The sequence below is a fragment of the Streptomyces sp. PH10-H1 genome (assembly GCF_030063355.1).
Classification (GTDB): domain Bacteria; phylum Actinomycetota; class Actinomycetes; order Streptomycetales; family Streptomycetaceae; genus Actinacidiphila.
The window spans coordinates 132698-158284 of record NZ_JASISZ010000006.1 but is presented as its reverse complement, the minus strand read 5'-3'; the positions used below and the strand labels follow the sequence as shown (position 1 = coordinate 158284).

Below are 25587 nucleotides of genomic sequence, written 5' to 3'. Positions count from 1 at the left end.
ACTCAAACGGCCGGCACCGGCGACCGGGGGCGAAGTAGATGTCCGGGCCGAGGAGCGCTCAGCGGCCCTTCGGCATCCGCATGCCCTTCGGCATCGGACCCTTCGGGATCGGCATGTTGCTCATCAGGGTGCCGAGCGACCGCAGCCGGTCGTTGACCTCGGTGACCTTCGGCCCCGCCAGCACGCGCGGCAGCTTGAGCAGCGTCGTCCGTACCTTCTTGAGCGGGACCTGGCCCTCTTCGTTGCCCACGATGATGTCGGTGATCGGAACGTCGAAGACGACGCGCGCCACCTTCTTCTTCTCACTGGCGAGCAGGGACTTCACCCGGTTCGGGTTGCCCTCGCCGACCAGCACCACACCGGCCTTGCCGACCGCGCGGTGCACCACGTCCTGGCTCTTGTTCATCGCGACGGCCGGGGTCACGGTCCAGCCGCGGCCCACGTTCTCCAGTACCGCCGCGGCGGCACCCGGCTGGCCCTCGAGCTGCCCGAAGGCGGCCTTCTCGGCCCTGCGGCCGAAGATGATGGCCATCGCGAGGAACGCGAGCAGGAAGCCCAGGATGCCCGCGTAGATGGGGTGATCGATCAAGAAGCCGAGGGCGAGGATGACACCGAAGGTGACGATTCCCACAGCCGCTACGACGAGCCCGACCTTGGGGTCGGCCCGCCTGGTCATCTTGTAGGTCTGAGCGATCTGCTGAAGACGCCCAGGGTTCTCGGATGTTTCCTTCCTCGCCATGCGGCACAGGATACGTGGCCCGCGCGCCGGCGGACGCATCGGAGGCCCTCAAGAGGCCGGCCGGCCGCCTACAGGGAATCCGGCCCCGTGTTCCGGCTGCCGGGGTGCGGGTTCAGGGCCTCGATGACGTGCTGCACCTCGCGTCGGTCCTTGGCCCGGCGGCGGTCCTCGACCACGGCCGACCAGGCGTTGCGGCGGGCGGTCTGCTGCCCCCCGCCCAACAGCAGCGCCTCCATGGCACGCAGGGCTCCGGTGACGGTGACTGTGGGGTGGAGTGTGCTCTGGCGGAGTTGTGCGGACTCGACCTGCATGGGGGTCCCCCTCAGGACGCCTCGGAATCGCGTGGGAGTGCGTAGAACCAGGCTCGCCACATTGTGTTACCAGCCTGTGACCGTATGGTCAATCTCGCATGAAGCCCTGTCGCATCCCTGACACCGCCCCGCCGGGCCCCATGCCTGGCGGGGGCGGTGACGCGGTGCGGAGCCGCACCGCGCCCCCGTGAGGGGTCTCACACGATCTGCGCGGCCACCGAGTGCTCGCCCGTCTGCCGGCGCCGCTCCATCGCCTGCTGGAACAGCCGTCCGGCCCGGTACGACGAACGGACCAGCGGCCCGGACATGACTCCGGCGTAGCCGATCTCCTCGGCCTCGTCCTTCAGCTCCACGAACTCGTGCGGCTTCACCCACCGCTCGACGGGGTGGTGCCGCGGCGAGGGCCGCAGGTACTGGGTGATGGTGATGAGCTCGCAGCCGGCGTCGTGCAGGTCCCGCAGCGCCTGGCTGACCTCCGAACGTTCCTCGCCCATGCCCAGGATCAGGTTGGACTTGGTGACGAGTCCGGCCTCGCGGGCCTTGGTGATCACTTCGAGGGAGCGCTCGTAGCGGAAGCCGGGGCGGATCCGCTTGAAGATCCGCGGCACCGTCTCGACGTTGTGCGCGAGCACCTCGGGGCGGGACGAGAAGACCTCGGCGAGCTGCTCGGGTACCGCGTTGAAGTCCGGGATCAGCAGCTCGACCTTGGTGAAGCCGGTCTCGCGCTGCGCCGTCATCGCGTGGATCTGCCGCACGGTCTCCGCGTAGAGCCACGCGCCGCCGTCCTCCAGGTCGTCGCGGGCGACGCCGGTGATCGTGGCGTAGTTCAGATCCATGGTGACCACGGACTCGCCGACGCGGCGCGGTTCGTCACGGTCCAGCGCCTGCGGCTTGCCGGTGTCGATCTGGCAGAAGTCGCAGCGCCGGGTGCACTGGTCGCCGCCGATGAGGAAGGTGGCCTCGCGGTCCTCCCAGCATTCGTAGATGTTCGGACAGCCGGCCTCCTGGCACACCGTGTGCAGACCCTCGCTCTTCACGAGCTTCTGCATCTTCGTGTACTCGGGGCCCATCTTCGCCCGGGTCTTGATCCACTCGGGCTTGCGCTCGATGGGGGTCTGAGCGTTCCGGACCTCCAGGCGCAACATCTTGCGACCGTCGGGTGCGACAGCGGACACGTCTGGCTCCCTGCGACTTCGATTCTTCGGCGAACACCAGGGTACGCCCGTTGTTTGTACCTCTACGAACGGAGCCAACCGACAGGCTCGTGGGGGCATTCCCCCGGACAGCTGCTGGACGACTGCGGGACGGCTGGGAGACGGCGGTTAGACGGCCCGGGGGAGCGGTGCCGCGGCCCGGGGAAGCGGTGCCGCGGTCTCCAGGACCGCCCTCAGGTGCTTCTCGATCACGGGTGCGACGTCCGTGACGGGGATCTCGCGGGCCAGCTCGTTGGAGAGCGAGGTGACCCCCGCGTCGCGGATGCCGCACGGCACGATCCGGTCGAACCAGGTGTTGTCCGGATTGCAGTTGATGGCGAAGCCGTGCATCGTCACGCCCTTGGCGACCCGGATGCCGATGGCCGCGAGCTTGCGGTCCTCGCGGCGCTGGCCGGCGTTGGACGGGGCGTACTCCGGACCGTTCAGGCGCGGATCGAACTCCTCGTCCGCCAGCCGGGGGTCGAAGTCCAGGGTCAGCCCGCCGCCCGGCGCCGGACGCTGCTCGACGGGATCGCCCAGCACCCAGACGCCGCTGCGACCCTCGATGCGGGTGGTCTCCAGGCCGAACTCGGCGCAGGTCTGGATCAGGGCGTCCTCGAGGCGCCGTACGTGTGCGACGACATCGACCGGGCGCGGCAGCTTGAGGATCGGGTACCCGACGAGCTGGCCGGGGCCGTGCCAGGTGATCTTGCCGCCGCGGTCCACATCGACGACCGGCGTGCCGTCCAGCGGACGCTCACTGTCGGCGGTGCGGCGCCCCGCGGTGTAGACCGGCGGGTGTTCGAGCAGGAGGCAGGTGTCGGGGATCTCGTCCTCGAAGCGCGCGGCGTGCACCCTGCGCTGCTCCTGCCATGCCTCCTGGTATTCGACGGCGTCCGCCCCGAACCCCAGGTGGACAAAGTGCAGGTCAGTCACGTCAGCTCCTCGTAGTCGCCCCCGTTAGCGCCCCTGCAACTGTACGACCGCGGCGAAAGCCGTCCGAAGGGGGCTCATAGAGGGGCCCGCCGGCGGCCGGTGCGCGGCGGATGTGCGGCGGATGTGGGTGATCGGCCGGTGCCCGGAGGCGCTACCACGGGTTGTGCCCCGAAAGAAGGGCCTTTGCAGGTCAATGAGGCTACGTGTAACCCATTCGGGGTAATCTGAGGCTCTGGTAGTGAGTGCGGCACTACAGGCCGTTACATTCACGCCGATCCAGAGTCCTTCGAAGGAAGCGGACCGCACAGCCGATGACGGACCGATCCACGCAGCGCGTCCCCAACCGCCAGCTCGCCACCCTGATCGCCGAGGCCGGCTTCTCCAACGCGGGGCTCGCCCGCCGGGTCGACCAGCTGGGCATCGAGCACGGCCTCGACCTTCGCTACGACAAGACCTCTGTGACGCGCTGGCTGCGCGGCCAGCAGCCGCGCGGCACCACTCCGGCGCTCATCGTCGAGGTCTTCACCCGGCGCCTCGGGCGGCGGCTGTCCGCGGAGGACCTCGGCCTCGAGGCCTGCGCGCCGGTCTACGCGGGCCTGGAGTTCGCCTCCGGACCGGAGGAAGCGGTCGACATCATCAGCGGACTGTGGCGGAAAGACACCGGTAGCCAGGCCGAGCTGCGCAAAATCACCTTCACTCCGGCGGGGCTGGTCGTGCCCAGCCGCGACTGGCTCATCGGCCGGGCCGATGAGCACGTGGCGTCCGGTCCCGCGTCCGGTTCCGCGTCCGGTTCCGGGGTCGGTCCCGGGGGTCAGGAGGCGCCGCAGCCCGGCCGCGTCCGGGTCCCCGCCCAGACCCGCGGCCACGCCTACGCCCGGGCGGCCGCCGCCCCCCGCCAGCGCGTCACCATGGGCGACATCGCCGCGCTGCGTTCTGTCGGCGACCTCTTCAGGACCCTGGACAACACCTACGGCGGCGGCCACGCCCGCCAGGCGCTCGTGCGCTACCTCGAGCACGAGGCCGAGCCGATGCTGCGCGGCACGTACGGCGAGGCCCTCGGGCGACGGCTGTTCGCCGCCGTCGCCGATCTGACCCGGCTGGCCGGCTGGACGTCCTACGACATCGGCGCCCACGGGCTCGCCCAGCGCTACTTCGTCCAGGCACTGCGCCTCGCCCAGGCGTCCGGGGACCGCGTCTACGGCGGCTACGTCCTCGTCACGATGAGCCGTCAGGCCGTCTACCTCGGACACGGGCGAGAGGCCGTCCAGCTCGCCCGTGTCGCCCAGCAGGGGGTCGGCACCAGCGCGCCCTCGGTCGTCCAGGCCCTGCTGCACGCCGCCGAGGCGCGCGGACACGGGCTGCTCGGCGAGGTACGCGCCTGCGCCGCCGCCCTCGCCCGCGCCGAACGCTCCCTCGAAGCCGCGCGGGCAGGCGACGAAGTCCCCTACTGGGCCCGCTTCTTCGACGAGGCCCAGCTCGCCGACGAGTTCGGCCACTGCCACCGCGACCTCCAACAGCACCGCGCCGCCGCCCAGTACGCCGAACGCTCCCTGGAATTACGCGGCCCCGCGTACGCCCGCAGCCGCCTCTTCTGCCGCACCGTGCTGGCTTCGGCGCGGCTCGGGCTCGGGGAGCTCGATCTCGCGTGCGCGCTGGGGAGCGAGGCGATGCAGCAGGCCACCGAGATGCGGTCCACTCGCGCCGTGGAGTACGTACGCGACTTCGGCCGCCGCCTCGAACCCTTCCGTGACACGACGGCGGCCCGGGCGTTCCACGAACGGGCCGCGGCACTGGGACTTGCCGTCGGCTGACGGGTCGCTTGCCGCGGGCTTGGGGGTCTCGGGCCGGGCCCTCCGGGGCGGCGGTTCGAAATCGCCTCTTTACGTTCCAGGCGGCCCATCAAATAGCTCGGCAGCATTTCGAACCCCACCCCTCCGGCCCCGTCCCCCTCCAGCCGGTTCTCCGTGTGCGGGCGCCGACCTCCCCCGGAGCCGCCGGGCCCCGGCCCGAAAAGCCCGCCGTAGGCGGTTACGCCGCCTCCTCCGACTGGTGGGGGGTTTCTCCGTAGCCCGGGCGGAGGCCGAAGTCGGCGAGGAGGTGGGCGGCGGCGCGGCGGCCCGAGAGGAGGGCGCCCTGGACGGTGCTGGTGTCCCGGTGGTCGCCGCAGACGTAGAGGCCGCACAGGAGCCGCACGGGGCGCCGCAGGTCGTGCGGCGCGGTCATGACGGGGACGGCCTCGGGGTCGTGATGGGCGGCGAGGGGCTCCCAGTCTTCGGTGGAGGTCTCGTAGAGCTCGGCGAGATGCTCGCGGACGGCGGCGTCGGCGGCGTCCGCGCCGGCGCCGTTCGCCGGCGGTCCGAGGAGGACGGACGTGATGAGCGCGCGTCCGGCGGGCGCGCGGGAGGCGTCGATCTCGCTGGCGGGGATGGTGTGGGAGACGGGTCCGCGCCGGTCGGCATCGAGGACCAGAAGGGGCTCGCGCAGCGGGGACCGCGGTGCCGCGTGGTGGACGAGGGTCACGGCGTGGAAGGCGGGCACCCGCAGCCCGGGGAGGAGTTCACCGGCGGCGCGCGCGCCGGTGGCCACCACGACGGCGCGGCAGGGCAGTTCACCGCCCCCGCCCCCGCCGTCGGTGGCGACGGCGTTGACGGAGACGGCGGTGACCCGGACGCCGAGCCGGACGCTGCCCGGCGGCAGCGCGGCGGCGAGGCGTTGCGGGAGGGTCGCGGCGCCGGTCGCGGGCAGACACGTGCCGCCGCGGGCGAAGCCGCGCAGCACAAGGTCTGCGCACCGGCTGGAGGTGGCCAGTTCGGGGTCGTAGAGCAGCGCGTTGAGGAGCGGGCGCAGGAAGCCGTCGACGAGGCGTGGCGCGAAACCGCGGGCGGCGAGCGCGGCGGCCGTGGTGGTCTCGGGCCGGGCGAGGAGCCGTGAAGTGGAGGTGGCGGCCAGCCGGTTGAGCGCGGTGCCGAGGCCCGCCCAGTCGAGGGTGTCGCCGATCGGCGTCCGCGCCGCGGAGAGCACCGTGCGCGTACGGGTACGCGCGCCGCCGACGCGGTAGCCACGTCCCCCGGCCCGTACCAGGGCGCCGGGGGAGAACGGGCGCAACCGCAGTCCCTGCAGCCCCGGGGTGCGGCGGAGTTCGGGGTACGAGGCGTTGAGCAGCTGTGGCCCGTGGTCGAGCCGGAAGCCGTCCACGGTGTCGGTGGCCATCCGGCCGCCGACCCGTGGCCCCGCCTCCAGGACGGTGACGGTCAGCCCCGCACTGGTCAGATGATGCGCCGCGGCGAGGCCCGCAAGCCCGGCCCCGACCACGACGACGTCCGCTTGCCGTGCTGTTGAGAGCACGATGCCCCTCCCGGAGATTGGCTTCGTTCCCCGCTCGCGTCAGCTGGCGCTGCTAGGGGTCATGCCCTCATCCCAAGCGGCTGACGCACCGCGCGCACGGTGCGATTCGGCCTATTCGGCACTCAGTGCCCGAGTGCGGCCCGGACGCAGTCGTCGATCTCGGCGAACGCGAATGAGAAGCCCGAGTCCAGCAGCCGCCGCGGCCGTACCCGCTGGCTGCCCAGGACGTCCTGGGCGAATTCGCCGAGCACGACGCGCAGGACGGGCGCGGGTACCGCGGCGAGAGTGGGCCGGTGGAGTACGCGGCCCATGGCGGCGGTGATCTCGCGGTTGGTGAGGGGCTCGGGCGCGGTCAGGTTCACCGGGCCGGAAAGTGTCTCCGTGTCGATGATGTGGCGGAACGCGGCGATCTCGTCGTGCAGGGAGATGAAGCTCCAGTACTGGCGCCCGTTGCCGAGCCGGCCGCCGAGCCCGGCCTTGAAGAGCGGGAACAGCCGTCCCCAGGCGCCGCCCTCGCGGGAGACGACGAGCCCGGTGCGGGCGTGCGCGACCCGCACGCCGGCCGCCGCAGCGGGTTCCGCGGCGGCCTCCCACTCCTGGCACAGGTCGGCGAGGAAGCCGCTGCCGGGCGGGCTGTCCTCGTCCACCGGGCGGTCGCCGGTGTCGCCGTAGAAGCCGACCGCGGTGCCGCACACCAGGACCGCGGGCGGGGTGTCGAGCGAGGCGACGGCCTTGGCGATCGCGGCGGTGCCGAGCACCCGGCTGTCGTGGATCTCCCTCTTGTACGCGGCGGTCCAGCGGTGTTCGCCGACGCCCGCCCCGGCGAGGTGGACGACCGCGTCGCAGCCCGTCAGTCCCTTGGTGTCCACGTACTGGCGCGCGGGATCCCAGCGCACCTCGCTCGGGCCCGCGGGCTCGCGCCGCACCAGGCGCACCACCTGGTGTCCGTCGGAGGTGAGGTTGTGGACGAGGGCGGTGCCGATCAGGCCTGTCGCGCCGGTGACTGCGATACGCATGGGCTCATTCTGCCCGCTCGGGGACCCGGCGGGGCGCCACGGACCAGGGGTGCGGCGCGTGGCACAGTTGCCCGCATGTCAGATGTGATGATCCGTTCGGCGACCCTCGCCGATGAGGCCGATCTGGTAGGGATCGATGTCCGTACCTGGTCGTCGCTCCACGCGGTGCAGCCGCCGCCCGACCCCGCGAAGGGGTTCTTCGACGAGCGGCACCTCCCGGACCAGATCCTGGTCGCCGAGGTCGACGGACAGGTGGCCGGTTATGTGCGCATCGTGCCGCCCACCCCGCTCCCCTGCAACGCGCACGTCCGCCAGATACAGGGCCTCGCGGTGGACACCTGGGCCCGCGGCCGGGGCATCGCCCGCAAGCTGATGGCCGCCGCCCTGCGCGAGGCCGACCGACAGGGCGCGGTCCGCATGACCCTGCGGGTACTCGGCCACAACGCGCCGGCCCGGCGGCTCTACGAGTCGATGGGCTTCGCGGTGGAGGGCATTCTGCCGGGCGAGTTCCTGCTGGAGGGCGCGTACGTGGACGACGTGCTGATGGGGCGGCCGCTGGATTTCGCGGCCGCGTAGCGAGGCGGAAGGGCGCGGAGGACTCGGAAGGGCGGGGCGGGACGCGGAAGGTGAGGCGGGACGTGGCCGGCCGCCGGGTCAGCCGAAGCGGGCCCACAGTTTGGGGAAACGGTCCGCCATGAGGTCCGTGTCGTCCATGTCCAGCTGCTCGCCCTCCGGGTCACCGGGCTGTGGCAGCTCCAGATCGGGCAGCCGCACCCCGGTGAGCTGCTCGTACGCCTCGTCCGCCGCGTAACCGAGCTCCTCGGCGTCGCCGTCGACCTCCGGGTCGAATTCCCCGACGAGGAAGGCCAGGTCGTCGGGTGAGTGCAGGGAGCCCTCGAAGACATGGCGGCCCTGGCCGATCAGCCAGCAGCGGAAGAAGTCGAACGCCTCGTCGTCGGCCCCGCCCAGCATGATGTCCGCCGCGCTCCACACATCCCACCGGAAGGCCCGCGCGAAGCGGGTCTCGAAGTGCCGCGCGAAGTCCACGACCGAATCCGGATCGAGCTGCGCCAGCCGCTCGATCAGCAGGTCGGCGTGTTCCTCCGGATCACCGTCCGCGGCCGCGCGGGTGCTGTCGATGATCTCCCAGAACTCCGTCTCGTCCATCACGCGTCCAGCTTCCCGGTTGCCGGGGCCGGACGCACGCGGAGTGCCCCGTATGCGTCCGTGTCGTTACGCACGTTTGGGCTCAATGGCCGGATGACGCCGCGGGGTGCCCGCCCGCGGTCGCGGGAAGAATCGGAGGAATTCATTCCGCCAGGCTCAGCTGGTACTCCACCGTCTGCCGGACCGGTACGAATCCCAGACCCGCGTTGATCGCGACCATGTGCCGGTTGTCGTCGGCGTTGTCGGTCTCGATCTCCGTCACTCCGGGCAGCTCGGCCACCACCCGCTGGATCATCGACGCCTTCAGCCAGCGGCCGAGCCCGTGCCCGCGGTGCCCGGAAACGACGGCCGTGTCGTACTGCAGCGCGCGCCCGGTGCCGCCGGCCGGAACGGCCAGCATGGTGTATCCGGCCATGGAGCCGTCGGTGTCACTGACCGCGGTGATGGTGATCAGCTGCTCTCCGCGCTTGGCGAAGCCCTCGAAGACGGACCGCACCCGCTCCGCGTTCCACGGCACGGTGCCGAAGTCGATTCCACCGGTAGGCATGTCGGCCATAGCCTGCTTGGCCCGCGCGAACGCGTCGATCAGGTCGTCGGGCGCGACGCCCTCCCACGCCTCCAGCCGGTAGCCGGGGTGCGGCTCTCCGGCGAGGCCGCCGATCATCGCGGCGTCCGTGGTGTCGAGCCGCAGCCGCCGCCAGGTGAGCTTCAGTGCCGGTGTGAAGGCCCGGGTGGCCAGGAACCGGTCCCCGGGGGTGCCCACCGTGGTCCGGGTGATGAGACTGCGGCGCCCGTCGCCGCGGGCCGCGTCCACGGCGGTGGCCAGCAGCCGGGAGCCGGCGCCGAGCCGCCGGTGGGCGGGGTGCGAGTACAGCTCCAGAGAGGCGAGGTGCGACCGTCCCGGCTCGTCGAACAGCCGCAGCGCGGCGGTCCCGACGGGCGCCCCTGAGGTGTTCCGCGCCAGCCACAGCAGCTTGCGGCTGTAGGCGTTCGGTGTTGTCAGCCGGGTGGAGACGTCGTCGTGCGAGGGCACCGGATCGCCGGGTAGGTCATGGCCGAGGGCAGCGGCCAGCACCTGGTGCCAGTCGTGGAGTTGCGTGCCGGTGGGCTCGGTCAGCAGATCTATGTGAATCGACAAGATGCCTCCGGAGGAAACCCGACACAGGATGTCGAGTATGGCTGCGACGGTCATGCAGTACGTACCACTACAGGAGGTCACGCATGGCCGACAAGCCGAATGACGGGCTCAAGGGGAAGGTAGTCCTCGTCGCGGGAGCCACGCGCGGAGCCGGGCGGGCGATGGCCGTGGAACTCGGCCGGGCCGCCGGTAGCGGGCGGTGACCACCCGGTCGTCCCAGACGGCGTCGGCGAGCGCGGGGAGGAGCGGCGGCGTCGCCGGCTCCTGGTACCAGCCGGGCGCGTCCAGATGGAACCGCTGGGCCGCGGAGTGCGAGGCGTCCCGGAGTTCGGGGAGCAGCGCCGCCGTGACCTTGAGCCGGGCGGCGGATCCGGTGTCCGCCAGGCCCATGTCGCGCAGCGCGCCCGGCACCCCGGACAGGAACAGCGCCTCCGCCTCGTCGCGCCCCAGCCCCGTCAGGCGCGTGCGGTACCCGCCGACGAGCCGGTACCGCCGGACCGCCCGCGCTCGGCGTACACCGGCACGCCCGCCTCGGAGAGGGCCAGCACGTCACGCGCGACCGTGCGCTCCGAGACCTCGAGGGTCTCCGCCTGCTCGGCGGCCGTCATCGAGCCGCGGTTCTGGAGCAGCAGTACGAGGTGGATCAGCCGGGCCGCGCGCATGGGTGGTTCCTCCTGTCCGCTCCTCCGCTACGACAGCGCCCCCGGCCCGGAGGAACCGGGTCGGGGGCGCTGTCGTAGCGAATGCCTCAGTAGACCGGAGACCCAGTGGCTCCGGGTCTCGGAGCTCTCAGAGGCCGATCTCGGTCTCGAACTCCGCGGCTTCCAGGATCTCCTTGACGGCCGTCAGGTAACGGGCCGCGTCGGCGCCGTCCACCAGACGGTGGTCGTAGGAGAGCGCCAGGTACGTCATGTCGCGGACGCCGATGACGGTGCCCTCGGCGGTCTCGATGACCACCGGACGCTTGACGGTGGCGCCGATGCCCAGGATGGCCGCCTGGTTCGGAGGCACGATCACCGTGTCGAACAGCGCACCGCGCGAGCCGGTGTTGCTGATCGTGAAGGTGGCACCGGACAGCTCGTCCGGGCTGATCTTGCTCGCCCGGACCTTGCCGGCCAGCTCCGCGGTCCGCTTGGAGATACCCGCGATGTTGAGGTCGCCCGCACCCTTGATGACCGGGGTCATCAGACCCTTCTCGGAGTCCACCGCGATACCGATGTTCTCGGAGTCGAAGTAGGTAATGGTGCCTTCGTCCTCGTTGATCCGGGCGTTGACGACCGGGTGGGCCTTCAGCGCCTGGGCTGCGGCCTTGACGAAGAACGGCATCGGCGAGAGCTTGACGCCCTCGCGCTGCGCGAACGCGTCCTTGGCCTTGTTGCGCATCTGCATGATCTTGGTGATGTCCACCTCGACCACGCTGGTGAGCTGTGCCTGGCTGTGCAGCGCCTTCATCATGTTGTCGCCGATGACCTTGCGCATGCGGGTCATCTTGACCGTCTGGCCGCGCAGCGGGGACGCCACGAGGGCGGCCTTCGGAGCGGCGGCCGGAGCGGCCGGGGCGGCGGACGCGGCGGCCTTGGCGGCCTCCGCGGCGGCGATGACGTCCTGCTTGCGGATACGGCCACCGACGCCGGTGCCCTTGACCGCGGACAGGTTCACGCCGTTCTCCGAGGCGAGCTTACGGACCAGGGGGGTCACGTACGCGCCGTCGTCGCCCGAGGTCGCCGGAGCGGCGACCGGGGCCGGGGTGACGACCGGTGCCGGAGCGGCAGCGGGTGCCGGTGCGGCGACCGGAGCAGCCACCGGAGCCGGGGCCGGAGCGGCGACCGGAGCGGGAGCCGGGGGCGCCACAGGGGCGGGAGCCGGTGCCGGAGCAGCGGCCGGTGCCGCAGCGGCGGGAGCCGGGGCGGCCGCCGGAGCGGCACCCGCGGCTCCGATGACGGCGAGCTTGGCGCCGACCTCGGCGGTCTCGTCCTCGTTGATGAGGATCTCCAGGAGGACACCACCGGCCGGAGCCGGGATCTCGGTGTCGACCTTGTCGGTGGAGACCTCGAGCAGCGGCTCGTCGGCCTCGACGGTCTCGCCGACCGACTTGAGCCAACGGGTGACGGTGCCCTCGGTGACCGACTCGCCCAGTGCGGGGAGCAGGACCGGGGTGCCCTCGGCGGCGGCCGGAGCAGCGGCCGGGGCCGGAGCAGCGGCCGGGGCCGGGGCGGCCACGGGAGCGGGAGCAGGTGCCTCAACAGCGGCCGGGGCCGGGGCGGCCACGGGAGCGGGAACAGGTGCCTCAACAGCGGCCGGGGCCGGGGCGGCAGCGGCGGGCGCGCCCGAGCCGTCATCGATGATGGCCAGCTCGGCGCCGACCTCGACGGTCTCGTCCTCGGCCACCTTGATGGAGGCCAGGATGCCGGACACGGGCGATGGGATCTCGGTGTCGACCTTGTCGGTCGACACCTCGAGCAGCGGCTCGTCGGCCTCGACGCGCTCACCCTCGGCCTTGAGCCAACGGGTGACGGTGCCCTCGGTCACGCTCTCGCCGAGCGCCGGAAGGGTTACGGAAACCGCCATGGTTGCGGTTGCTCCTAACGATCTGTGCGGATGGGGTGCGTGGTGAGGGGCTTAGTCGTGGGAGTGCAGCGGCTTGCCCGCGAGAGCCAGGTGAGCCTCGCCGAGCGCCTCGCTCTGCGTCGGGTGTGCGTGGATGAGCTGGGCGACCTCGGCCGGCAGCGCCTCCCAGTTGTAGATCAGCTGGGCTTCGCCGACCTGCTCGCCCATACGGTCACCGACCATGTGGACGCCGACGACGGCGCCGTCCCTGACCTGGACGAGCTTGATCTCGCCCGCGGTCTTGAGGATCTTGCTCTTGCCGTTGCCGGCGAGGTTGTACTTCAGGGTGACGACCTTGTCGGCGCCGTACAGCTCCTTGGCCTTCGCCTCGGTGATACCGACGGAGGCGACCTCCGGGTGGCAGTACGTGACGCGCGGAACGCCGTCGTAGTCGATCGGCACGGCCTTGATACCGGCCAGCCGCTCAGCTACCAGGATGCCCTCTGCGAAGCCGACGTGCGCGAGCTGGAGCGTCGGGACGAGGTCACCGACGGCCGAGATGGTGGGCACGTTCGTCTGCATGTACTCGTCGACGAGGACATAGCCGCGGTCGATCGCGACACCGGCCTCCTCATACCCCAGGCCCTGTGAGACCGGGCCGCGGCCTACGGCGACGAGCAGCAGCTCGGCCTCGAACTCCTTGCCGTCGGCGAGGGTCACCTTCACACCGTCGGCCGTGTACTCGGCCTTCTGGAAGAAGGTCCCGAGGTTGAACTTGATGCCGCGCTTGCGGAACGCGCGCTCCAGGAGCTTGGAGCTGTTCTCGTCCTCCAGCGGGGCCAGATGCGGCAGGCCCTCGACGATCGTGATGTCCGCGCCGAAGGACTTCCACGCGGAGGCGAACTCGACGCCGATGACGCCGCCGCCCAGCACGATCGCGGACTTCGGGACGCGGTCCAGGACCAGCGCGTGGTCCGAGGAGATGATGCGGTCGCCGTCGATGGCCAGGCCCGGCAGCGACTTCGGCACGGAGCCGGTCGCCAGCAGGAGGTGGCGGCCGGTGTAGCGCTCGCCGTTCACATCGACCGTGGTGGGGGAGGACACCCGGCCCTCACCCGCGACGTACGTGATCTTGCGGCTGGCCACCAGGCCCTGCAGGCCCTTGTAGAGGCCGGCGATCACGTCGTCCTTGTACTTGTGGACACCCGCCATGTCGATGCCGTCGAAGGTGGCCTTGACACCGAACTGCTCGCTCTCACGAGCCTGATCGGCGATCTCGCCCGCGTGCAGCAGAGCCTTTGTGGGGATGCAGCCGTTGTGCAGACACGTGCCACCGAGCTTGTTCTTCTCGATCAGGGCGACGTCCAGGCCCAGCTGCGCCGCGCGCAGCGCTGCGGCGTAACCGCCACTGCCGCCGCCGAGGATCACTAGGTCGAAAACGGTGCTGGCGTCGTTCGCCACGTCACGTCCTCCATGCATGGGTACGCCGGAGCCGGTCTGTGGTGACCGGGCGGCGGCTGTTGATCGGCCGCTATGTCTGAAAACTTTGAAAACTGGGCCCTGTCGTGCCGACCAACATCTTCGCACTTGTTCGCGGCAGACGGGTCACCGGGCCGGGGTCCGAGACGGACTTAAGCCCCATCCTGGGAGGCTACTGGCCCGTAAAGGGCACTCCGGGCGGCAGAATCTCGCTCAGGGCGAACACCTGCCCAGTCGCGCGCACGGCCCCGGGCGTGCTAGTGCCGTAACCGGCAGGGTGCACCGGGTTACGGGTCGTCCGGCCGCGCTGTCGTCACGTGCCGGACGGGCTGAATGCAGCCCGTCCGGCACGTGAGGACGAATCGGTTGCCTAGAGCACGTCGCCCGCGGCGGCCTTCTCGACCAGCCGGACCAGGGTGCGGACCGCTGAGCCGGTGCCGCCCTTGGGGGTGTAGCCGAACGGCGCGCCCTCGTGGAACGCCGGGCCCGCGATGTCCAGGTGTGCCCAGGTGATGCCCTCGCCCACGAACTCCTGCAGGAACAGGCCGGCCACCAGGCCGCCGCCCGGCCGCTCGCCCATGTTCGCGATGTCCGCGACCGGCGAGTCCATCCCCTTGAGCAGCTCCGCCGGCATCGGCATCGGCCACGCCTGCTCGCCCGACTCCGTCGCCGTCTCGTGCAGCGCGGTCCGGAAGCCGTCGTCGTTCGACATGATCGCGAACGTACGGGTACCCAGCGCCAGCACCATCGCGCCGGTCAGCGTCGCCACGTCCACGATCGCGTCCGGGTGCTCCTCCGAGGCCCGCGCCAGCGCGTCCGCGAGGACCAGCCGGCCCTCGGCGTCCGTGTTGAGCACCTCGACGGTCTTGCCCGAGTACATCTTCAGCACATCGCCGGGACGCGTCGCGTTGCCGCCCGGCATGTTCTCCGCCAGCGCCAGCCAGCCGGTCACATTGACCTGCACGCCCAGCTTGGCCGCCGCCACGACGGTGGCGAACACGGCGGCCGCGCCGCTCATGTCGCACTTCATCGTCTCGTTGTGGCCCGGGGGCTTCAGGGAGATGCCGCCCGAGTCGTACGTGATGCCCTTGCCGACGAGCGCGACGGTCTTCTTCGCCTTCGGGTGGGTGTAGGCCACCTTCACCAGCCGCGGCGGGCTCGACGAACCCTGGCCGACGCCCAGGATGCCGCCGAAGCCGCCCTTGAGCAGCGCCTTCTCGTCGAGCACCTCGACCTTGAGGCCGTGCTCCTTGCCCGCGGCCTGGACCGCGGTGGCGAATGCCTTCGGGTTCAGGTCGTTCGGGGGCATGTTGATCAGGTCACGCGCCCGGTTGACCTCCTCGGCCACCGCGGTCCCCCGCTCGGCCGCGGCCTTGTGCGCCTTGTCGCGCGGCTTCGCGCCCGCCAGCGCGATCTCGCCCAGCGGCCCCTTGCCGCCGGCGCTGTCCACCCGGTACGCCGTGTACGCGTACGCGCCCAGCAGTGCGCCGGTCGCCACCGCCTCCACGCCCGCCGCGTCCGTGGCCGGCAGCGCGAACGCCGCCTTCTTTGTCCCGCTCAGCGCACGCGCCGCGGCACCGGCCGCCCGGCGCAGCGCCTCGGCGTCGTAACCGGCACCGTCGGTGGGCGTCTCACCCAGACCCACAGCGAGCACCACCGCCGACTTCACGCCGGACGGAGCCGGCAGCTTCGTCACCTCGCCCTCGCCGCCGGAGGCGCCGAGGAGTTCCAGCGTGGCGGCGAGCTTGCCGTCGAACGCCGCGTCCACGGCCTCCGCACCGGCGGCGACCTCGGGGCCCTTGGCGCCCTTGGTCACTCCGATGACGACGGCATCCGCGCGCAACGCTGCGCCGGAGGAAGTGCTGAGTGTCAGTGCAGTCACGGTGAGGGTGGTCCTGTTCCGTCGAATGTTGTCGGCCAAGGGGTGGGCTGGCCGCGCCCCTCGCATCGTATTCCGCCACGCCCGCGGGGCGGCACGCCAGGCCGCGCCGCCGCCGAGCCTACGCCTGACGCGGCGCGTCGAGGGCCCCTGTCTTGACGGCGTCCAGGAACGCGCGGAGCCGGACGGGAGTGGTCGTTACGATCGCCCCGGGATCAGTGCTTTCCCGTATCGCCACGCCGGCGGGTGTGGTGGCGAGCTGTATGCAGTTGTTGCCGCCCTCGCCGCTGAAGGACGACTTCTTCCAGACAGTCACTGGGTGCCTCTCAAAGGTCACGGACGATGGCTCCGACGAACGCTTGGGATTCGGCGGCGGACAGGGCCCGCTGTTCCATCAGGTCCAGGCGGCGCCTGTAGTTGATGAGCTGAGTCTGCGCGTCGATGAACTCAGGACCGTGCGACGTGTCCATCTGGACGGTGTCGAGTTCGGGGACGACGCCCTCGGCATAGAGGATCGACTGGTCGGCTCCCGGAAACCCGCCCGCGGAGAACGGGATCACCAGCAGGGTGATGTTCGCCCGGTCGGTGGCGGCCAACAGGTGCTCGAGCTGGGCGCGGGTGGTCGACCGGCCGCCGAACTGCATGCGCAGGGCCGCCTCGTGGATGATCCCGGTGTACGGGGTCGGGGCGTCCCCGTCGAGGATGCGCTGCCGCTCGAGCCGGTGCGCCACCCGCAGTTCCACCTCCAGCCGGGGCAGCGGTGGAACCACCACATCGAACAGCGCCCGCGCGTGGTCCTCGGTCTGGAGCAGCCCCGGCAGGTGCACCGTCTGGGCGGTGCGCAGCCGTACCGCGTAGTGCTCCAGCTCGGCCACGTCGAGGAATCCGGCGGGCAGGCTGCTCCGGTACTCCTCCCACCACTCCTTCTTGCGGCCTCCGGTCATCTCCGTCATCGCGCCGATGAATACCTCGTCCGGGCACTCGTAGTGCAGCGCGAGTTGGCGCAGCCGCTCCTCGCTGACCCCGACCCGGCCTGCCTCGATGTTCGAGATCATCGCCCGGTCGGTGCCCAGCAGTTCCGCCGCCCGCGCGGCCGTCAGACCGGCGTGCTCGCGCATCCTGCGCACCTCAACGCCGAAGCGCTGCTGGCGTGCTGTGGGAGTAGTCCTCGGTGCCATGTGCCCTCTCTCTTCGCCGCACCCAGTCTGCCGGGCCGGTGGGGACGGGTCCACGGTCCCATGTGCACACTATTTTCCCTTAGGCGGTAACAACTATGTGCACTTACCCCTACGATGTGACCCACGCCACTCGACTCGGCCCGGAGACGCCCATGTACGCCGTGCAACCGTCATGCCCCGACCCCACCCCCCGCGCAGCGGAACCGTGGGAGTACTACCTCCAACTGCCGCACGATCCGCGGGCGCCCGGGATCGCGCGGACGACCGTGCGGGCGGTGCTGGTGGCGCACGGCTTACGTGAACTCGTCGATACGGCCGCGCTGCTGACGTCGGAGCTGGCGACGAACGCGTACCGCTACGCGGCGGGCCCGGCGTCGCTGCGGCTCAATTGGGGACACCAGCGGCTGCGGGTGACGGTCCGGGACAACAACCCGGAACTGCCGTCGGCGCTCGCCCCGGAGCCCGATGCGGACGGCGGGCGCGGGCTCTTCCTGCTGGACCTGTTCTCGGACCGGTGCGGCGGATACGCGCTGGGGGAGGAGCCGTTCGGGCTCTGCGGCAAGCTGATGTGGTTCGAGCTGGCGGCGCGCTGACGGAGCGGCGCGGTGTACATCGGGCGCTGGTGCGCGCCTTCCCCGCAGGTGCGCGCCACTCCAGCCGCGGCGGAAGCCCTCCCCGGTCCCCCAGCAATTGCGGAGGCCGACGACCGATCGAGTAACGTCGTGTGATCCACAACGGCTGTACGGGGGAACGCACGTGGGAGAGCCAGGCGAAGTACTGGACATCAAGACGGCCGACATCAAGGTGTCGGCTCCTGTCTTCCATACACAGAGTGAGAATTTGCGCCTGGCTGCGGCCGCGCTGAAGACGGCGCTGGATGGGCTGGGTGCTCCGTGGGGCGGTGACGATGAAGTCGCCAAGTTCCGTGAGGGCTACACCAAGAACCGCACCAGCATCGAGAGTTCGGCGGCGATTTTGGTGGAGGGGCTGGCCAGTATCCACACCGCGCTGACGGACATGGCCGACGGTCACATCGACAACGACGAGCTCATCAAAGCGATGTTCAGCAAGGCTGGGCGCAAGGACGCCCACTGATGGGGGCCTTCGAGGAGGCCAAGGAATGGCTCGTCGAGACGATGGGCATGTGGTGGCCGGACGGCGACGAGGGCAAGCTCCGCCAGGCGGCCACCGCCTGGCGGACCTACGCCGATGCCGTCGGGGACGTGCGGGCGGCGACGAACAGCTCGGCCGGCACGCTCATCCATCACAACAAGGGTGAGGCCATTGATGCTTTCGACGAGTTCTGGCGCCGCTACAGCGGTGGCGGGAAGGGCTGGTTGGAGGACCAGGAGGCCGCCGCCCGGCAGATGGCGAAGGCGCTGGATGACCTCGCGGACGAAATCGCCGACGTCAAGGACAAAATCGACACGCAGCTCGAGATATCGGCGGTCGTCATCGCCGCGGGTATCGGTCTGGCCTTCTTCACCGCGGGTCTCGCCGCCGGAGCCGCCGCCACGGCGGCGGCCGCCATGGTGGACTTCGCCGCGAGTATGGGCATGGTCGTCGGCACCACGGCGGCCCGGATCGCCGCCGGTGCGCTGGTCGGCGTGGTCTTCGGCGGAGTCGAGTCCGTCACCGTCAACCTCGCGGTCGCCCAGCCGCTCCAGATCGCGGCCGGCACGCAGAACGGCTTTCAACTCGACCAGGTCGACCATGCGCTGACCGACGGGATGAAGTACGGCGGCGTCTTCGGCGCCGGCGGTGCCGGGGCCGAATCCTTTGCGACGAATGTCGCCGCAGCGGGCGGCTACCGCAACTCCTTCCTGGGAATCCTCGGTCGCTTCGGAGTTCCGGGCGCTCCCTCCCCTGTGTGGAACGCTCCCTTCCCTCTCCTGGCCAATCGCGGTGGCGGAACTCCGCTTCCCCCGTTCGACGAGATCAAGAGAGCCGTCGCCGAGAGCAAACCGCAGATCGTGTCGGGTCGTTGGCCCGATAATGACGGCCGGTACTATGCGAGCAGGGTGCTCGCAGGTGGTCGATCCGACGGAGAAACCGTCTTGGCGGGTCATGGCTATATTGAGCGCAATGCTGGGGAGATTACCGTCCCGCCGGGTACCACAATTTCGTTCTATGTGGAGCACGGCGAGCGGATTCCAGGGCTGAACGGGGTCGCGGTGGAGGGCGGGTCGTATCCTGCTGCGGCCCTGGAGACGTTCCATCCGGGCGACCGAATACCTAACTACACCCTCGGTCCCCCTACGCCGTCCGCGGCGGGAGGATTTACTGTCTACGAGAACTCGACCACCGTTCCCGGGCGTACACCCCTCGGTGATCTCCTCAAGCCGAACATGGGGAATGTTCACTGGGCCGCTTGTCGCGAGTTCAAGTAACGGGATAGGGAATTGGCCGGCACACTGGAAGAGAATTTTCGAGGGGTTCTTTATGAGTCTTCATGACAACGAGCCACAGGCCTGGGCGCTGACGGATGTCGCCCTCGTCGTCAAGAAATCTGATCTTGATCCCGATTCCGTGACCCGCATCCTGGGACTGGACCCCAGTGGCACCTGTCAGCCCGGTGTCAATCGGTGGAATCCGGGCGGGGAAACCGATGGAGAGTGGCGTTTCCAGATCGATGAGCGCACATCGCGGGTCTTCTCGGAGCAATTGGACATCATCCTCACCGTCGCAGAAGGCAAGCGGGAGGAGATCTCTTCGTTGGCGGTGGCGGGGTGCGACGTTCACCTCGCCGTGTACGGATATGCGGGCCACGGCTCGACTCTCGCGCTTTCCGACGGTGAACTGGGCCGGCTCTCGGCACTCAATATTCCGCTGGAGATCACACCGAACATCAATGAGCGCTAGTCCGAGATATATCAAGAGATTCAAGGAGTACTGTGCCTAAGTCGTCGAAGCCGTGGGCGTCACTGACCGTATCTCTGGTGGTCACCAAGGGAGAGGTCGTTTCGGACCTGGTGTGCCGGACTCTGGGCTTCCTGCCCGAGGAGGAAGGGCTGAACGTTGAGGGAATCGGTATCTCCAGCGGCCCGGACTGGTGGATATGGCGATATGTCGACAACATTTCCCCGGAGGGGGAGGAGCCGGTCGCTGCTCTGGCGGCGAAACTTGCCGGCCGGGCAGACGCGATCCGCGAGCTGCGGCAGTCCGGATATGACGTCCGCGTGGATATGTCGGGGACGGTCGAAACCGGTTCGACGCTCCGTATGTCGCCTGCGGTGCTGTTCGACCTTCGCGCTCTGGGGGTTCCTGTCACGTTCACCACCGTCCTGGCGGGTGGCCCCGGCGAAGATCCTCTCGCCTGGCTCGACTGAGAGTCGGCATCGAGGCCGCGATGTCGATCTCGACCCCTTGACGATGGACCCGCAGAGGCAGCTCGTCAGCCGGGGTGATGGTCCGGTGGACTCTGCCGCGGTGTGATCCCCGGGCTGTGCGCAACCACTGACCGGAAGGGGACACATGTCCCGCTCGCCCTCGTCCGGGAAGGCTTCGGCTGGTGGGATCGGGGGGTCCCAGGAGCCAGCCGAAGATAATCGCAGATGTCTTCGCTCAAGCGCCGGATCGCCGCAGGAATCGGAAGCACCGCCATCGTCGCGGCAGGTCTCATCACCCTCGCCCCCGCCGCGAGCGCGGCGCCCAGCGCGCCTGTAGCGTGCAGCACGAGCAACGCGGTGAGCAAGAAGGCGCGGCAGCGGCGGTGGGCGTTGCCGGGGGTCCGACGGCGTCAGGGGCCCCCGTCACCCGCACCTCGTGGTCGAAGGAGAACAGCAGCGTCACCGCGCCGTCCGGAACCTCCAGCCGCTGCCGCGGCAGATCCAGGTTCAGCCGGTATCGCCGGTAGCGCTGCACCCCCGGCCGCAGGAGGGCGTGCGGCAGGGCCGTTGCCACCTCCCGGCGGTCCTCAGGACATGCCAGATACTGCACCGTCCGATCCCCCGTGACCCCGGAACCGTTCAGCTCCTGCCATCCTGCGGTGCGGGGAAAGGGATCGGACCACTCTTTCCGGTCGGATCCGGGGCCCTTTGGGCACGGTGGCGGCTTTCGGACCTAGGCCGTGCCCGGTTCGGTCGGCCGGCGGGTGCGCACCACGCGAGCGCGGCCGTCCCCCCAGGGACAGCACGACCAGGGCCGCCGTCGCCGCCGTCTCGGCGAGGGCGCCGAAGACGTCGTCACGACGGCACCGGGCGCGGTGCTTTCGCGCAGCGCTGCGCGGCCGCCGATGACGGCGAGTTCTATGCAGTTGTTGCCCCCCTCGGGGCTGAAGGACGACTTCTGCCAGATCGGTCGGGACATGTCCGCTTCCGCTCAGATGCCGCGCGCGACGGAGTCGAGGGATCCCGCCTTGACCGCTTCAAGGAACGCGCGGACCCGCGCGGGTGTAGTGGTGATGATCGCTGCGGGTGCTGTGCTCTCGCGGATGACTACGTGCATGTCGACGGTGGCGAGCTCTATGCAGTTGTTGCCCTCGCCGCAGTACGAGGACTTCTGCCAGTTCGATACGGGCAACGGTTCTGCCTTTCAGAGGCTCTGGGCGATCTCGCGGATGAAGTCGCGGGAATCGCTGGGCTTGAGGGCCACCAGGTCCAGTCGGCCCAGGATGTTGCGGTACTTGCTCAGTTGGGCCTCGGCGTCCAGCAGAGCCGGACCGTGCGACTGGTCGAGCAGCACCGTATCGAGCTGCGGAACGGACCCCACCACATAGGTGATCGTCTGCCCGGACCCGGAGAAACCTCCGGCGGCGAATCGTGATCACCCCGGACCAGGCCTGCGAGCAGTCCGGCGGTGAAATCGACGACGCAGTTGTCGCGCTCCAGCTGATCGACCCGCATGAGTGCGAGGTCGCCCGCGTCCCGGTGGCGCAGCCGCAGAGCACTGACGGTGTCCAGGCGGCGGGCGGTGGTAGCGGGATGGTGCAGCAGGTCACTGAAAGGGACGTTCGTCAGTTGATCTACCGACTGCCTGACCTCGTGAATGCTTGCTCACGGTGGAGCTGACGATGATTCACCCATTCGCCGCTCGAGGGTCGCAGCATATTACATATCGTCACATATAGCTTTGGTTGTCGGGCTACGCCTCATCACCTCTACAAGGGGGAAAGGATCAGTCGTGCCGGACGCATCGTTGAAGAAGCCCTCCAGTTCGGCCGTCCGGACGGAGCGTCGGTCCGGTATCGGCCCGGGACTGGGCTCAAGCCCAGATGGATCCCGGTCATGACGTCGGAGGTCGGCGAGGCGCGGAGTGGAGCTGACGGAGCCGGCGTGCTGGCTGCACCCGTCTCCCTCCTTCAGCCCCACTTCGTCGAGGGCGCTCGCCGGCAGTCCCTGACCCGTGCGGGGAAGCGGCCGCGGGTGGTCGTCATTGAGACTGGCACGTCGGAGATCGATAGCGACCAGTTGGACGAAGAGCTTGACGTCGTTGCGCGCCTCGCGTCTCCACTGCAGCTGGCAGAACTGGAAGCGGTATTGGCGGTGCATCAGCCCAGAATGATCCTGTCCAAGGTTTCCCTGGACAGCTTCGACTACCGGCTGATGAAGTCGTGCCTTGCGCCTCGGGTGAGGATTCTCGTACTGGCGCGCCCCGTCTATGGGCTGCTCGGTGTGGCACATATCCATCGGTTCGGAGGGCTGCCCTGGCTGCGGCTTCGGGAGCCGGGTCGCCAGTGGGTCGGGACGTTGGTCAAGCGTGCGGTCGATGTGCTGGCGGTCCTTCTCAGCGCGCCGCTGGTACTCGCGGTGATGTTGGTGGCCGGGGCGGCGATCTGCTGGGACGGTCCGCCGCTGTACCTCCAGGAACGGGTGGGGGAAGGCGGGCGCCATTTCCGGCTCGTCAAACTCCGCACGATGCCGGTGGATGCGGAGTGGGACACCGGGCCGGTGCTGGCTGATGCCAACGACTCCAGGGTGACTCCCGTCGGACGGATTCTGCGCCGGCTCCGCCTTGACGAGCTGCCGCAGTTGTGGAATGTCCTGCGCGGTGAGATGAGCCTGGTGGGGCCGCGTCCGGAGCGTCCGGAGTTCATCGCGGAATTCCGTCAGCTGCCGCACTACGACTTGCGTCACCTGATCCGGCCCGGGATCACCGGGATCGCGCAGCTCACCGGAGGCTATGCAGCCACGGTGGACGACAAGCTGCGTTGCGACTTGTTGTACGTGAATTGCGGGTCGCTGCGCTTGGATCTCAGGTTGCTCGCCCTTACGTGCGCCGACATGCTGCAGGGGTTCCCGCGTGGCTAGCTCGGAAGCCCTGGTGGCTCGGGTGGCGCGCAACAGCGCCAGGCTGCTGGCAGCCAGGGTAGCCACGTCGCTGGCTGGTGTGGCGTCACTGCCGCTGGTATACGGGCAACTCGGCAGCCGCGCATACGGCGTGTGGGCGTTGCTCGCGGGCCTGGTCGCGGTGGCGTCGCTCGCCGATTTGGGGCTCGGCTCCGCGCAGATCCGGGAGGTTGCCCGGGTGGCGGACGGTGGCCAGCAGCGGCAGGCCCGTGCGGTACTGGGCTTGGGCCTTGTGTGGGGTGCGTTGCTGGGCGTGCTTGCCCTTGCCGGAACGGCGATCTGCTGGCCGTGGCTGGCCCACGCCTGCCATCTCGGTGAGCTCACCGCGCCGGCACGGAGCGCTGCTCTGCTGTTACTGGTGGGCTTTCTGCTGGACAGCCTCGCCATGCCCTGGCGGGCGGTTCTCGAGGGTACCCAGTGCTACGCCCCGGTCGCGTGGGTGGTCGGCGGCACCTCCCTGATCGGCGCCGGGCTCGCGGTGACCGTGGTCGAACTCGGTGGCGGACTGGTGGAGCTGGCTGGTTCGGTGGTGGTGACCAGCGCGTTGCGGGCATTGATGTTCGTCGGCGCGGCCAGGCGGTACGCTGCCCGGCTGAGGCCCAGCCTGCGGGCCGTCACACGATCCGACGTGGCGTATGTGATGGCCTATGGCTCACGGGTCCAGGTGGCCAACGCGGCGGCCGCGGTCAACAGCGAGACGGACCGGCTGGTGCTGGCCGGCTTCTTCGGGCCGGCGGCAACGGCTGGATTCGACCTCGGCAGCCGGCTGGTCGGCCTGTTGCGGCTGCCTTCGGGGATCATCCTCACGGCCGTCTTCCCGGCGGCTGCCGCCGCCCAGGACGATCCGGGCCGGCTGGACCGGCTCTACATCGAGATGACCCGGTACCTGGCAGTGTTCGCCGCGGTCGGGGCCGCCATGCTGGTGGTGTCGGCCGATCCACTGGTACGGCTGTGGCTCGGCCATCCGTTGCCGTCCGCCACTGTGACCATCGCGATCCTGGCCCCCGGCTACGCCGTGAGCACGGCCGCAGGCGCGGCCGCGGTGGTGACCCGGGCCGAGGGATCGCCCGGACGCGAGACCCGCAGCGGCGTTGTGGCCGCCGTACTCAACCTGCTTCTCACGGTTCCGCTGCTTTGCCTGCTCGGCCCGCGAGGGGTTCCCCTGTCGACCACGCTGGCGGCCTTCGGGGCCACCGGCTATTTTTTCGCGCACTTTCATTACAGATCGCGGCGGCCGGTAGCGCCGCTGCTGCGTGCGCTGTGGCCACCTGCGTTCGCCGCAGCGGTGGCGGGGGCGCTCACCTGGATGGTCGCATTCGACCTTCCGAGTGCCTCCGGCCGGGTCGGCGCCGCCTTGGTAGTCGCTTTCCGGGGCGGTCTGACCGTGCTGATCACGGCCGCGTTCCTGGCATTGCTCGGTTTCTTCGACGCCGGGGACAGGTCCCGGCTGAGCGTGATCACTTCCCAATTGAGGCCGCGCCGCAGCGCGGTTCCCGCGATGGATTCGGAGTAGTCGATGACCATTCAGATTGAGGCAACCGGCTGCCTGCTCTGCCACGAGACAGCGGGCGATGAGCCCTCCTTCAGCGGCTTGGTACGCCGCTGCCTGTCCTGTGGGTTCCACTGGACCGCCGCGGGGGGTGGCGGTGCGGCACAGCCAGACCTTTTCGACGGCAGTTACTACCACGACTACTTCGCCCGCGCCGGGCAGTGGCGGTACGAGGCCGCTCGGCGGCTGCGGTGGCTGCGCTCGGCGGTACACCCCGCGTCGCTGTTGGAGGCCGGGTCAGCCGGCGGCTACTTCCTCGAAGCGGCCCAGCAGGCCGGCATCACGGCCACCGGAGCGGAGTTGTCCGAAGTCTGTGTGAACTACGCGAGAGACCAGCTCAATGTGTCAGCGCGACACGGCTGCTTCGAGACACTCGCGCCAACCGCCGCGACGGAGGCCGTGTGCGCCTTTCATGTGCTCGAACATGTCGACGACCCCCGGGGTTTCCTCACCACCGCCCGGAGGGCGCTCACCGCAGGGGGCTGGCTCGCCCTCGAAGTGCCGAACATCGCATCGGCCGCCGCCCACCGTTGGGGTGGTTCTTGGCCGCATCTGCAGCCGGGCTGCCACCGCTGGCATTTCTCCCCGCAGTCGTTGACGAGGCTGGTGGAGGAGTGCGGCTTCCACGTCGAGCGTTGCGACACAGTCTCCTCCCGGTACTACATGCGGCCGCGCCGCTGGCTGAGCCCGGCGGGCGTGTCGATGCTGCTTGCCGACTGGGCCGCTTGCGGCTCCCCGAGGACCACCCATCCCCGGCTCGGCGACCACATCCGGCTGCTCGCGCGTCTGCCGAAAGGCCCTGTGATCCGATGACCCGGATGGA

General features: G+C 70.0%; 27 protein-coding genes and 1 pseudogene. 11 read left to right on the top strand and 17 right to left on the bottom strand.

Annotated elements, in window-relative coordinates; translation table 11 throughout:
- Nucleotides 1–58: 58 nt before the first annotated feature.
- From QMK24_RS06605 to lipB, 4 genes are all read right to left on the bottom strand, one after another.
- On the bottom strand, nucleotides 59–739 hold the full coding sequence (locus QMK24_RS06605) for a DUF4191 domain-containing protein (RefSeq protein WP_283464221.1): 681 nt from the start codon (nucleotides 737–739) through the stop codon (nucleotides 59–61).
- 68 nt (nucleotides 740–807) lie between these two features.
- Entirely contained in the window at nucleotides 808–1050 is a 243-nt protein-coding gene (locus tag QMK24_RS06600) for an SCO2195 family GlnR-regulated protein (RefSeq protein WP_283464219.1), read from the bottom strand.
- A gap of 197 nt (nucleotides 1051–1247) precedes the next feature.
- Entirely contained in the window at nucleotides 1248–2225 is a 978-nt protein-coding gene (lipA, locus tag QMK24_RS06595) for a lipoyl synthase (protein ID WP_283464216.1), read from the bottom strand.
- A gap of 147 nt (nucleotides 2226–2372) precedes the next feature.
- Nucleotides 2373–3179: a lipoyl(octanoyl) transferase LipB gene (lipB, locus tag QMK24_RS06590; protein WP_283464215.1), complete on the bottom strand. Its 807-nt coding sequence runs from the start codon at nucleotides 3177–3179 to the stop codon at nucleotides 2373–2375.
- A 311-nt stretch (nucleotides 3180–3490) separates the two neighbouring features.
- Here lipB and QMK24_RS06585 point away from each other — a divergent pair, with 311 nt between their 5' ends.
- Nucleotides 3491–4990, top strand: coding sequence for an NsdA family TPR-like regulatory protein (locus QMK24_RS06585; RefSeq protein WP_283464214.1), 1500 nt, complete (start codon nucleotides 3491–3493; stop codon nucleotides 4988–4990).
- Nucleotides 4991–5207: 217 nt separating this feature from the next.
- Here the strand turns inward: QMK24_RS06585 and QMK24_RS06580 are convergent, their stop codons facing one another.
- Nucleotides 5208–6524 carry an NAD(P)/FAD-dependent oxidoreductase gene (locus tag QMK24_RS06580; protein ID WP_283464213.1) on the bottom strand — a complete coding sequence of 439 codons (1317 nt, stop codon included), beginning with the start codon at nucleotides 6522–6524 and terminating at the stop codon, nucleotides 5208–5210.
- Nucleotides 6525–6646: 122 nt separating this feature from the next.
- Nucleotides 6647–7540, bottom strand: coding sequence for a TIGR01777 family oxidoreductase (locus QMK24_RS06575; RefSeq protein ID WP_283464212.1), 894 nt, complete (start codon nucleotides 7538–7540; stop codon nucleotides 6647–6649).
- Between the two features lie 75 nt (nucleotides 7541–7615).
- Between QMK24_RS06575 and QMK24_RS06570 the strand changes: the two genes are divergently transcribed.
- Nucleotides 7616–8116 carry a GNAT family N-acetyltransferase gene (locus tag QMK24_RS06570; RefSeq protein ID WP_283464211.1) on the top strand — a complete coding sequence of 167 codons (501 nt, stop codon included), beginning with the start codon at nucleotides 7616–7618 and terminating at the stop codon, nucleotides 8114–8116.
- Between the two features lie 78 nt (nucleotides 8117–8194).
- Here QMK24_RS06570 and QMK24_RS06565 read toward each other — a convergent pair whose 3' ends face one another.
- From QMK24_RS06565 to QMK24_RS06530, 8 genes and pseudogenes are all read right to left on the bottom strand, one after another.
- Complete coding sequence (locus tag QMK24_RS06565; RefSeq protein ID WP_283464288.1) at nucleotides 8195–8707, bottom strand: DUF4240 domain-containing protein; 513 nt, start codon at nucleotides 8705–8707, stop codon at nucleotides 8195–8197.
- 142 nt (nucleotides 8708–8849) lie between these two features.
- Nucleotides 8850–9845, bottom strand: coding sequence for a GNAT family N-acetyltransferase (locus QMK24_RS06560; RefSeq protein WP_283464210.1), 996 nt, complete (start codon nucleotides 9843–9845; stop codon nucleotides 8850–8852).
- 183 nt (nucleotides 9846–10028) lie between these two features.
- Nucleotides 10029–10507: pseudogene (locus QMK24_RS06555) on the bottom strand (helix-turn-helix transcriptional regulator); the annotation flags it as partial.
- A 127-nt stretch (nucleotides 10508–10634) separates the two neighbouring features.
- Nucleotides 10635–12413, bottom strand: coding sequence for a 2-oxoglutarate dehydrogenase, E2 component, dihydrolipoamide succinyltransferase (gene sucB, locus QMK24_RS06550; protein WP_283464209.1), 1779 nt, complete (start codon nucleotides 12411–12413; stop codon nucleotides 10635–10637).
- A 51-nt stretch (nucleotides 12414–12464) separates the two neighbouring features.
- Nucleotides 12465–13853, bottom strand: a complete 1389-nt coding sequence (gene lpdA / locus QMK24_RS06545; RefSeq protein WP_283464208.1) for a dihydrolipoyl dehydrogenase — start codon at nucleotides 13851–13853, stop codon at nucleotides 12465–12467.
- Between the two features lie 388 nt (nucleotides 13854–14241).
- A complete protein-coding gene (locus QMK24_RS06540; protein ID WP_283464207.1) occupies nucleotides 14242–15753 on the bottom strand; it encodes a leucyl aminopeptidase in 1512 nt (503 codons plus the stop codon).
- Nucleotides 15754–15871: 118 nt separating this feature from the next.
- Nucleotides 15872–16066 carry a DUF397 domain-containing protein gene (locus tag QMK24_RS06535; protein WP_283464206.1) on the bottom strand — a complete coding sequence of 65 codons (195 nt, stop codon included), beginning with the start codon at nucleotides 16064–16066 and terminating at the stop codon, nucleotides 15872–15874.
- A 10-nt stretch (nucleotides 16067–16076) separates the two neighbouring features.
- On the bottom strand, nucleotides 16077–16928 hold the full coding sequence (locus tag QMK24_RS06530) for a helix-turn-helix domain-containing protein (protein WP_283464205.1): 852 nt from the start codon (nucleotides 16926–16928) through the stop codon (nucleotides 16077–16079).
- Between the two features lie 152 nt (nucleotides 16929–17080).
- Here QMK24_RS06530 and QMK24_RS06525 point away from each other — a divergent pair, with 152 nt between their 5' ends.
- The 5 genes from QMK24_RS06525 to QMK24_RS06505 all read left to right on the top strand — a co-directional run bounded on the left by QMK24_RS06525 (nucleotide 17081) and on the right by QMK24_RS06505 (nucleotide 20257).
- Nucleotides 17081–17521, top strand: a complete 441-nt coding sequence (locus QMK24_RS06525; protein ID WP_283464204.1) for an ATP-binding protein — start codon at nucleotides 17081–17083, stop codon at nucleotides 17519–17521.
- A 163-nt stretch (nucleotides 17522–17684) separates the two neighbouring features.
- Nucleotides 17685–18023, top strand: a complete 339-nt coding sequence (locus QMK24_RS06520; RefSeq protein ID WP_283464203.1) for a hypothetical protein — start codon at nucleotides 17685–17687, stop codon at nucleotides 18021–18023.
- A complete protein-coding gene (locus QMK24_RS06515; RefSeq protein ID WP_283464201.1) occupies nucleotides 18023–19318 on the top strand; it encodes a WXG100 family type VII secretion target in 1296 nt (431 codons plus the stop codon). The genes QMK24_RS06520 and QMK24_RS06515 overlap by 1 nt, the downstream gene beginning before the upstream one ends.
- Nucleotides 19319–19370: 52 nt before the next feature.
- Nucleotides 19371–19790 carry a DUF4279 domain-containing protein gene (locus QMK24_RS06510; protein WP_283464200.1) on the top strand — a complete coding sequence of 140 codons (420 nt, stop codon included), beginning with the start codon at nucleotides 19371–19373 and terminating at the stop codon, nucleotides 19788–19790.
- 77 nt (nucleotides 19791–19867) lie between these two features.
- The gene (locus tag QMK24_RS06505; RefSeq protein ID WP_283464199.1) at nucleotides 19868–20257 is read left to right on the top strand and encodes a hypothetical protein; all 390 of its coding nucleotides are present in this window, start codon (nucleotides 19868–19870) and stop codon (nucleotides 20255–20257) included.
- A 733-nt stretch (nucleotides 20258–20990) separates the two neighbouring features.
- Here QMK24_RS06505 and QMK24_RS06500 read toward each other — a convergent pair.
- The 3 genes from QMK24_RS06500 to QMK24_RS06490 are packed head-to-tail and all read right to left on the bottom strand — an operon-like array spanning nucleotide 20991 to nucleotide 21650.
- Entirely contained in the window at nucleotides 20991–21236 is a 246-nt protein-coding gene (locus QMK24_RS06500) for a DUF397 domain-containing protein (protein WP_283464198.1), read from the bottom strand.
- 12 nt (nucleotides 21237–21248) lie between these two features.
- Nucleotides 21249–21449 (bottom strand): DUF397 domain-containing protein, encoded by a 201-nt coding sequence (locus QMK24_RS06495; RefSeq protein ID WP_283464197.1) that lies wholly within the window; start codon nucleotides 21447–21449, stop codon nucleotides 21249–21251.
- A gap of 12 nt (nucleotides 21450–21461) precedes the next feature.
- Nucleotides 21462–21650: a Scr1 family TA system antitoxin-like transcriptional regulator gene (locus QMK24_RS06490; RefSeq protein ID WP_502962477.1), complete on the bottom strand. Its 189-nt coding sequence runs from the start codon at nucleotides 21648–21650 to the stop codon at nucleotides 21462–21464.
- 38 nt (nucleotides 21651–21688) lie between these two features.
- On the opposite strand from QMK24_RS06490, the gene QMK24_RS06485 reads away from it, so the two are divergent.
- From QMK24_RS06485 to QMK24_RS06470, 4 genes are all read left to right on the top strand, one after another.
- Complete coding sequence (locus QMK24_RS06485) at nucleotides 21689–21937, top strand: hypothetical protein (RefSeq protein ID WP_283464196.1); 249 nt, start codon at nucleotides 21689–21691, stop codon at nucleotides 21935–21937.
- A gap of 216 nt (nucleotides 21938–22153) precedes the next feature.
- Nucleotides 22154–23176, top strand: a complete 1023-nt coding sequence (locus tag QMK24_RS06480) for a sugar transferase (RefSeq protein ID WP_283464195.1) — start codon at nucleotides 22154–22156, stop codon at nucleotides 23174–23176.
- A 22-nt stretch (nucleotides 23177–23198) separates the two neighbouring features.
- Entirely contained in the window at nucleotides 23199–24728 is a 1530-nt protein-coding gene (locus QMK24_RS06475) for a lipopolysaccharide biosynthesis protein (protein ID WP_283464194.1), read from the top strand.
- A gap of 3 nt (nucleotides 24729–24731) precedes the next feature.
- Nucleotides 24732–25577, top strand: coding sequence for a class I SAM-dependent methyltransferase (locus QMK24_RS06470; protein WP_283464193.1), 846 nt, complete (start codon nucleotides 24732–24734; stop codon nucleotides 25575–25577).
- Nucleotides 25578–25587: the final 10 nt, after the last annotated feature.

Excerpts from the sequence above, each read along its gene's own strand:
- QMK24_RS06510 (WP_283464200.1), top strand. The coding sequence starts at position 19,371 with ATGAGTCTTCATGACAACGAGCCACAGGCCTGGGCGCTGACGGATGTC.
- QMK24_RS06570 (WP_283464211.1), top strand. The coding sequence starts at position 7,616 with ATGTCAGATGTGATGATCCGTTCGGCGACCCTCGCCGATGAGGCCGAT.
- QMK24_RS06575 (WP_283464212.1), bottom strand. The coding sequence starts at position 7,540 with ATGCGTATCGCAGTCACCGGCGCGACAGGCCTGATCGGCACCGCCCTC.
- QMK24_RS06480 (WP_283464195.1), top strand. The coding sequence starts at position 22,154 with ATGACGTCGGAGGTCGGCGAGGCGCGGAGTGGAGCTGACGGAGCCGGC.
- sucB (WP_283464209.1), bottom strand. The coding sequence starts at position 12,413 with ATGGCGGTTTCCGTAACCCTTCCGGCGCTCGGCGAGAGCGTGACCGAG.
- QMK24_RS06600 (WP_283464219.1), bottom strand. The coding sequence starts at position 1,050 with ATGCAGGTCGAGTCCGCACAACTCCGCCAGAGCACACTCCACCCCACA.
- QMK24_RS06585 (WP_283464214.1), top strand. The coding sequence starts at position 3,491 with ATGACGGACCGATCCACGCAGCGCGTCCCCAACCGCCAGCTCGCCACC.
- QMK24_RS06515 (WP_283464201.1), top strand. The coding sequence starts at position 18,023 with ATGGGGGCCTTCGAGGAGGCCAAGGAATGGCTCGTCGAGACGATGGGC.
- QMK24_RS06525 (WP_283464204.1), top strand. The coding sequence starts at position 17,081 with ATGTACGCCGTGCAACCGTCATGCCCCGACCCCACCCCCCGCGCAGCG.
- QMK24_RS06605 (WP_283464221.1), bottom strand. The coding sequence starts at position 739 with ATGGCGAGGAAGGAAACATCCGAGAACCCTGGGCGTCTTCAGCAGATC.
- QMK24_RS06470 (WP_283464193.1), top strand. The coding sequence starts at position 24,732 with ATGACCATTCAGATTGAGGCAACCGGCTGCCTGCTCTGCCACGAGACA.
- QMK24_RS06565 (WP_283464288.1), bottom strand. The coding sequence starts at position 8,707 with ATGGACGAGACGGAGTTCTGGGAGATCATCGACAGCACCCGCGCGGCC.
- QMK24_RS06500 (WP_283464198.1), bottom strand. The coding sequence starts at position 21,236 with ATGTCCCGACCGATCTGGCAGAAGTCGTCCTTCAGCCCCGAGGGGGGC.
- QMK24_RS06530 (WP_283464205.1), bottom strand. The coding sequence starts at position 16,928 with ATGGCACCGAGGACTACTCCCACAGCACGCCAGCAGCGCTTCGGCGTT.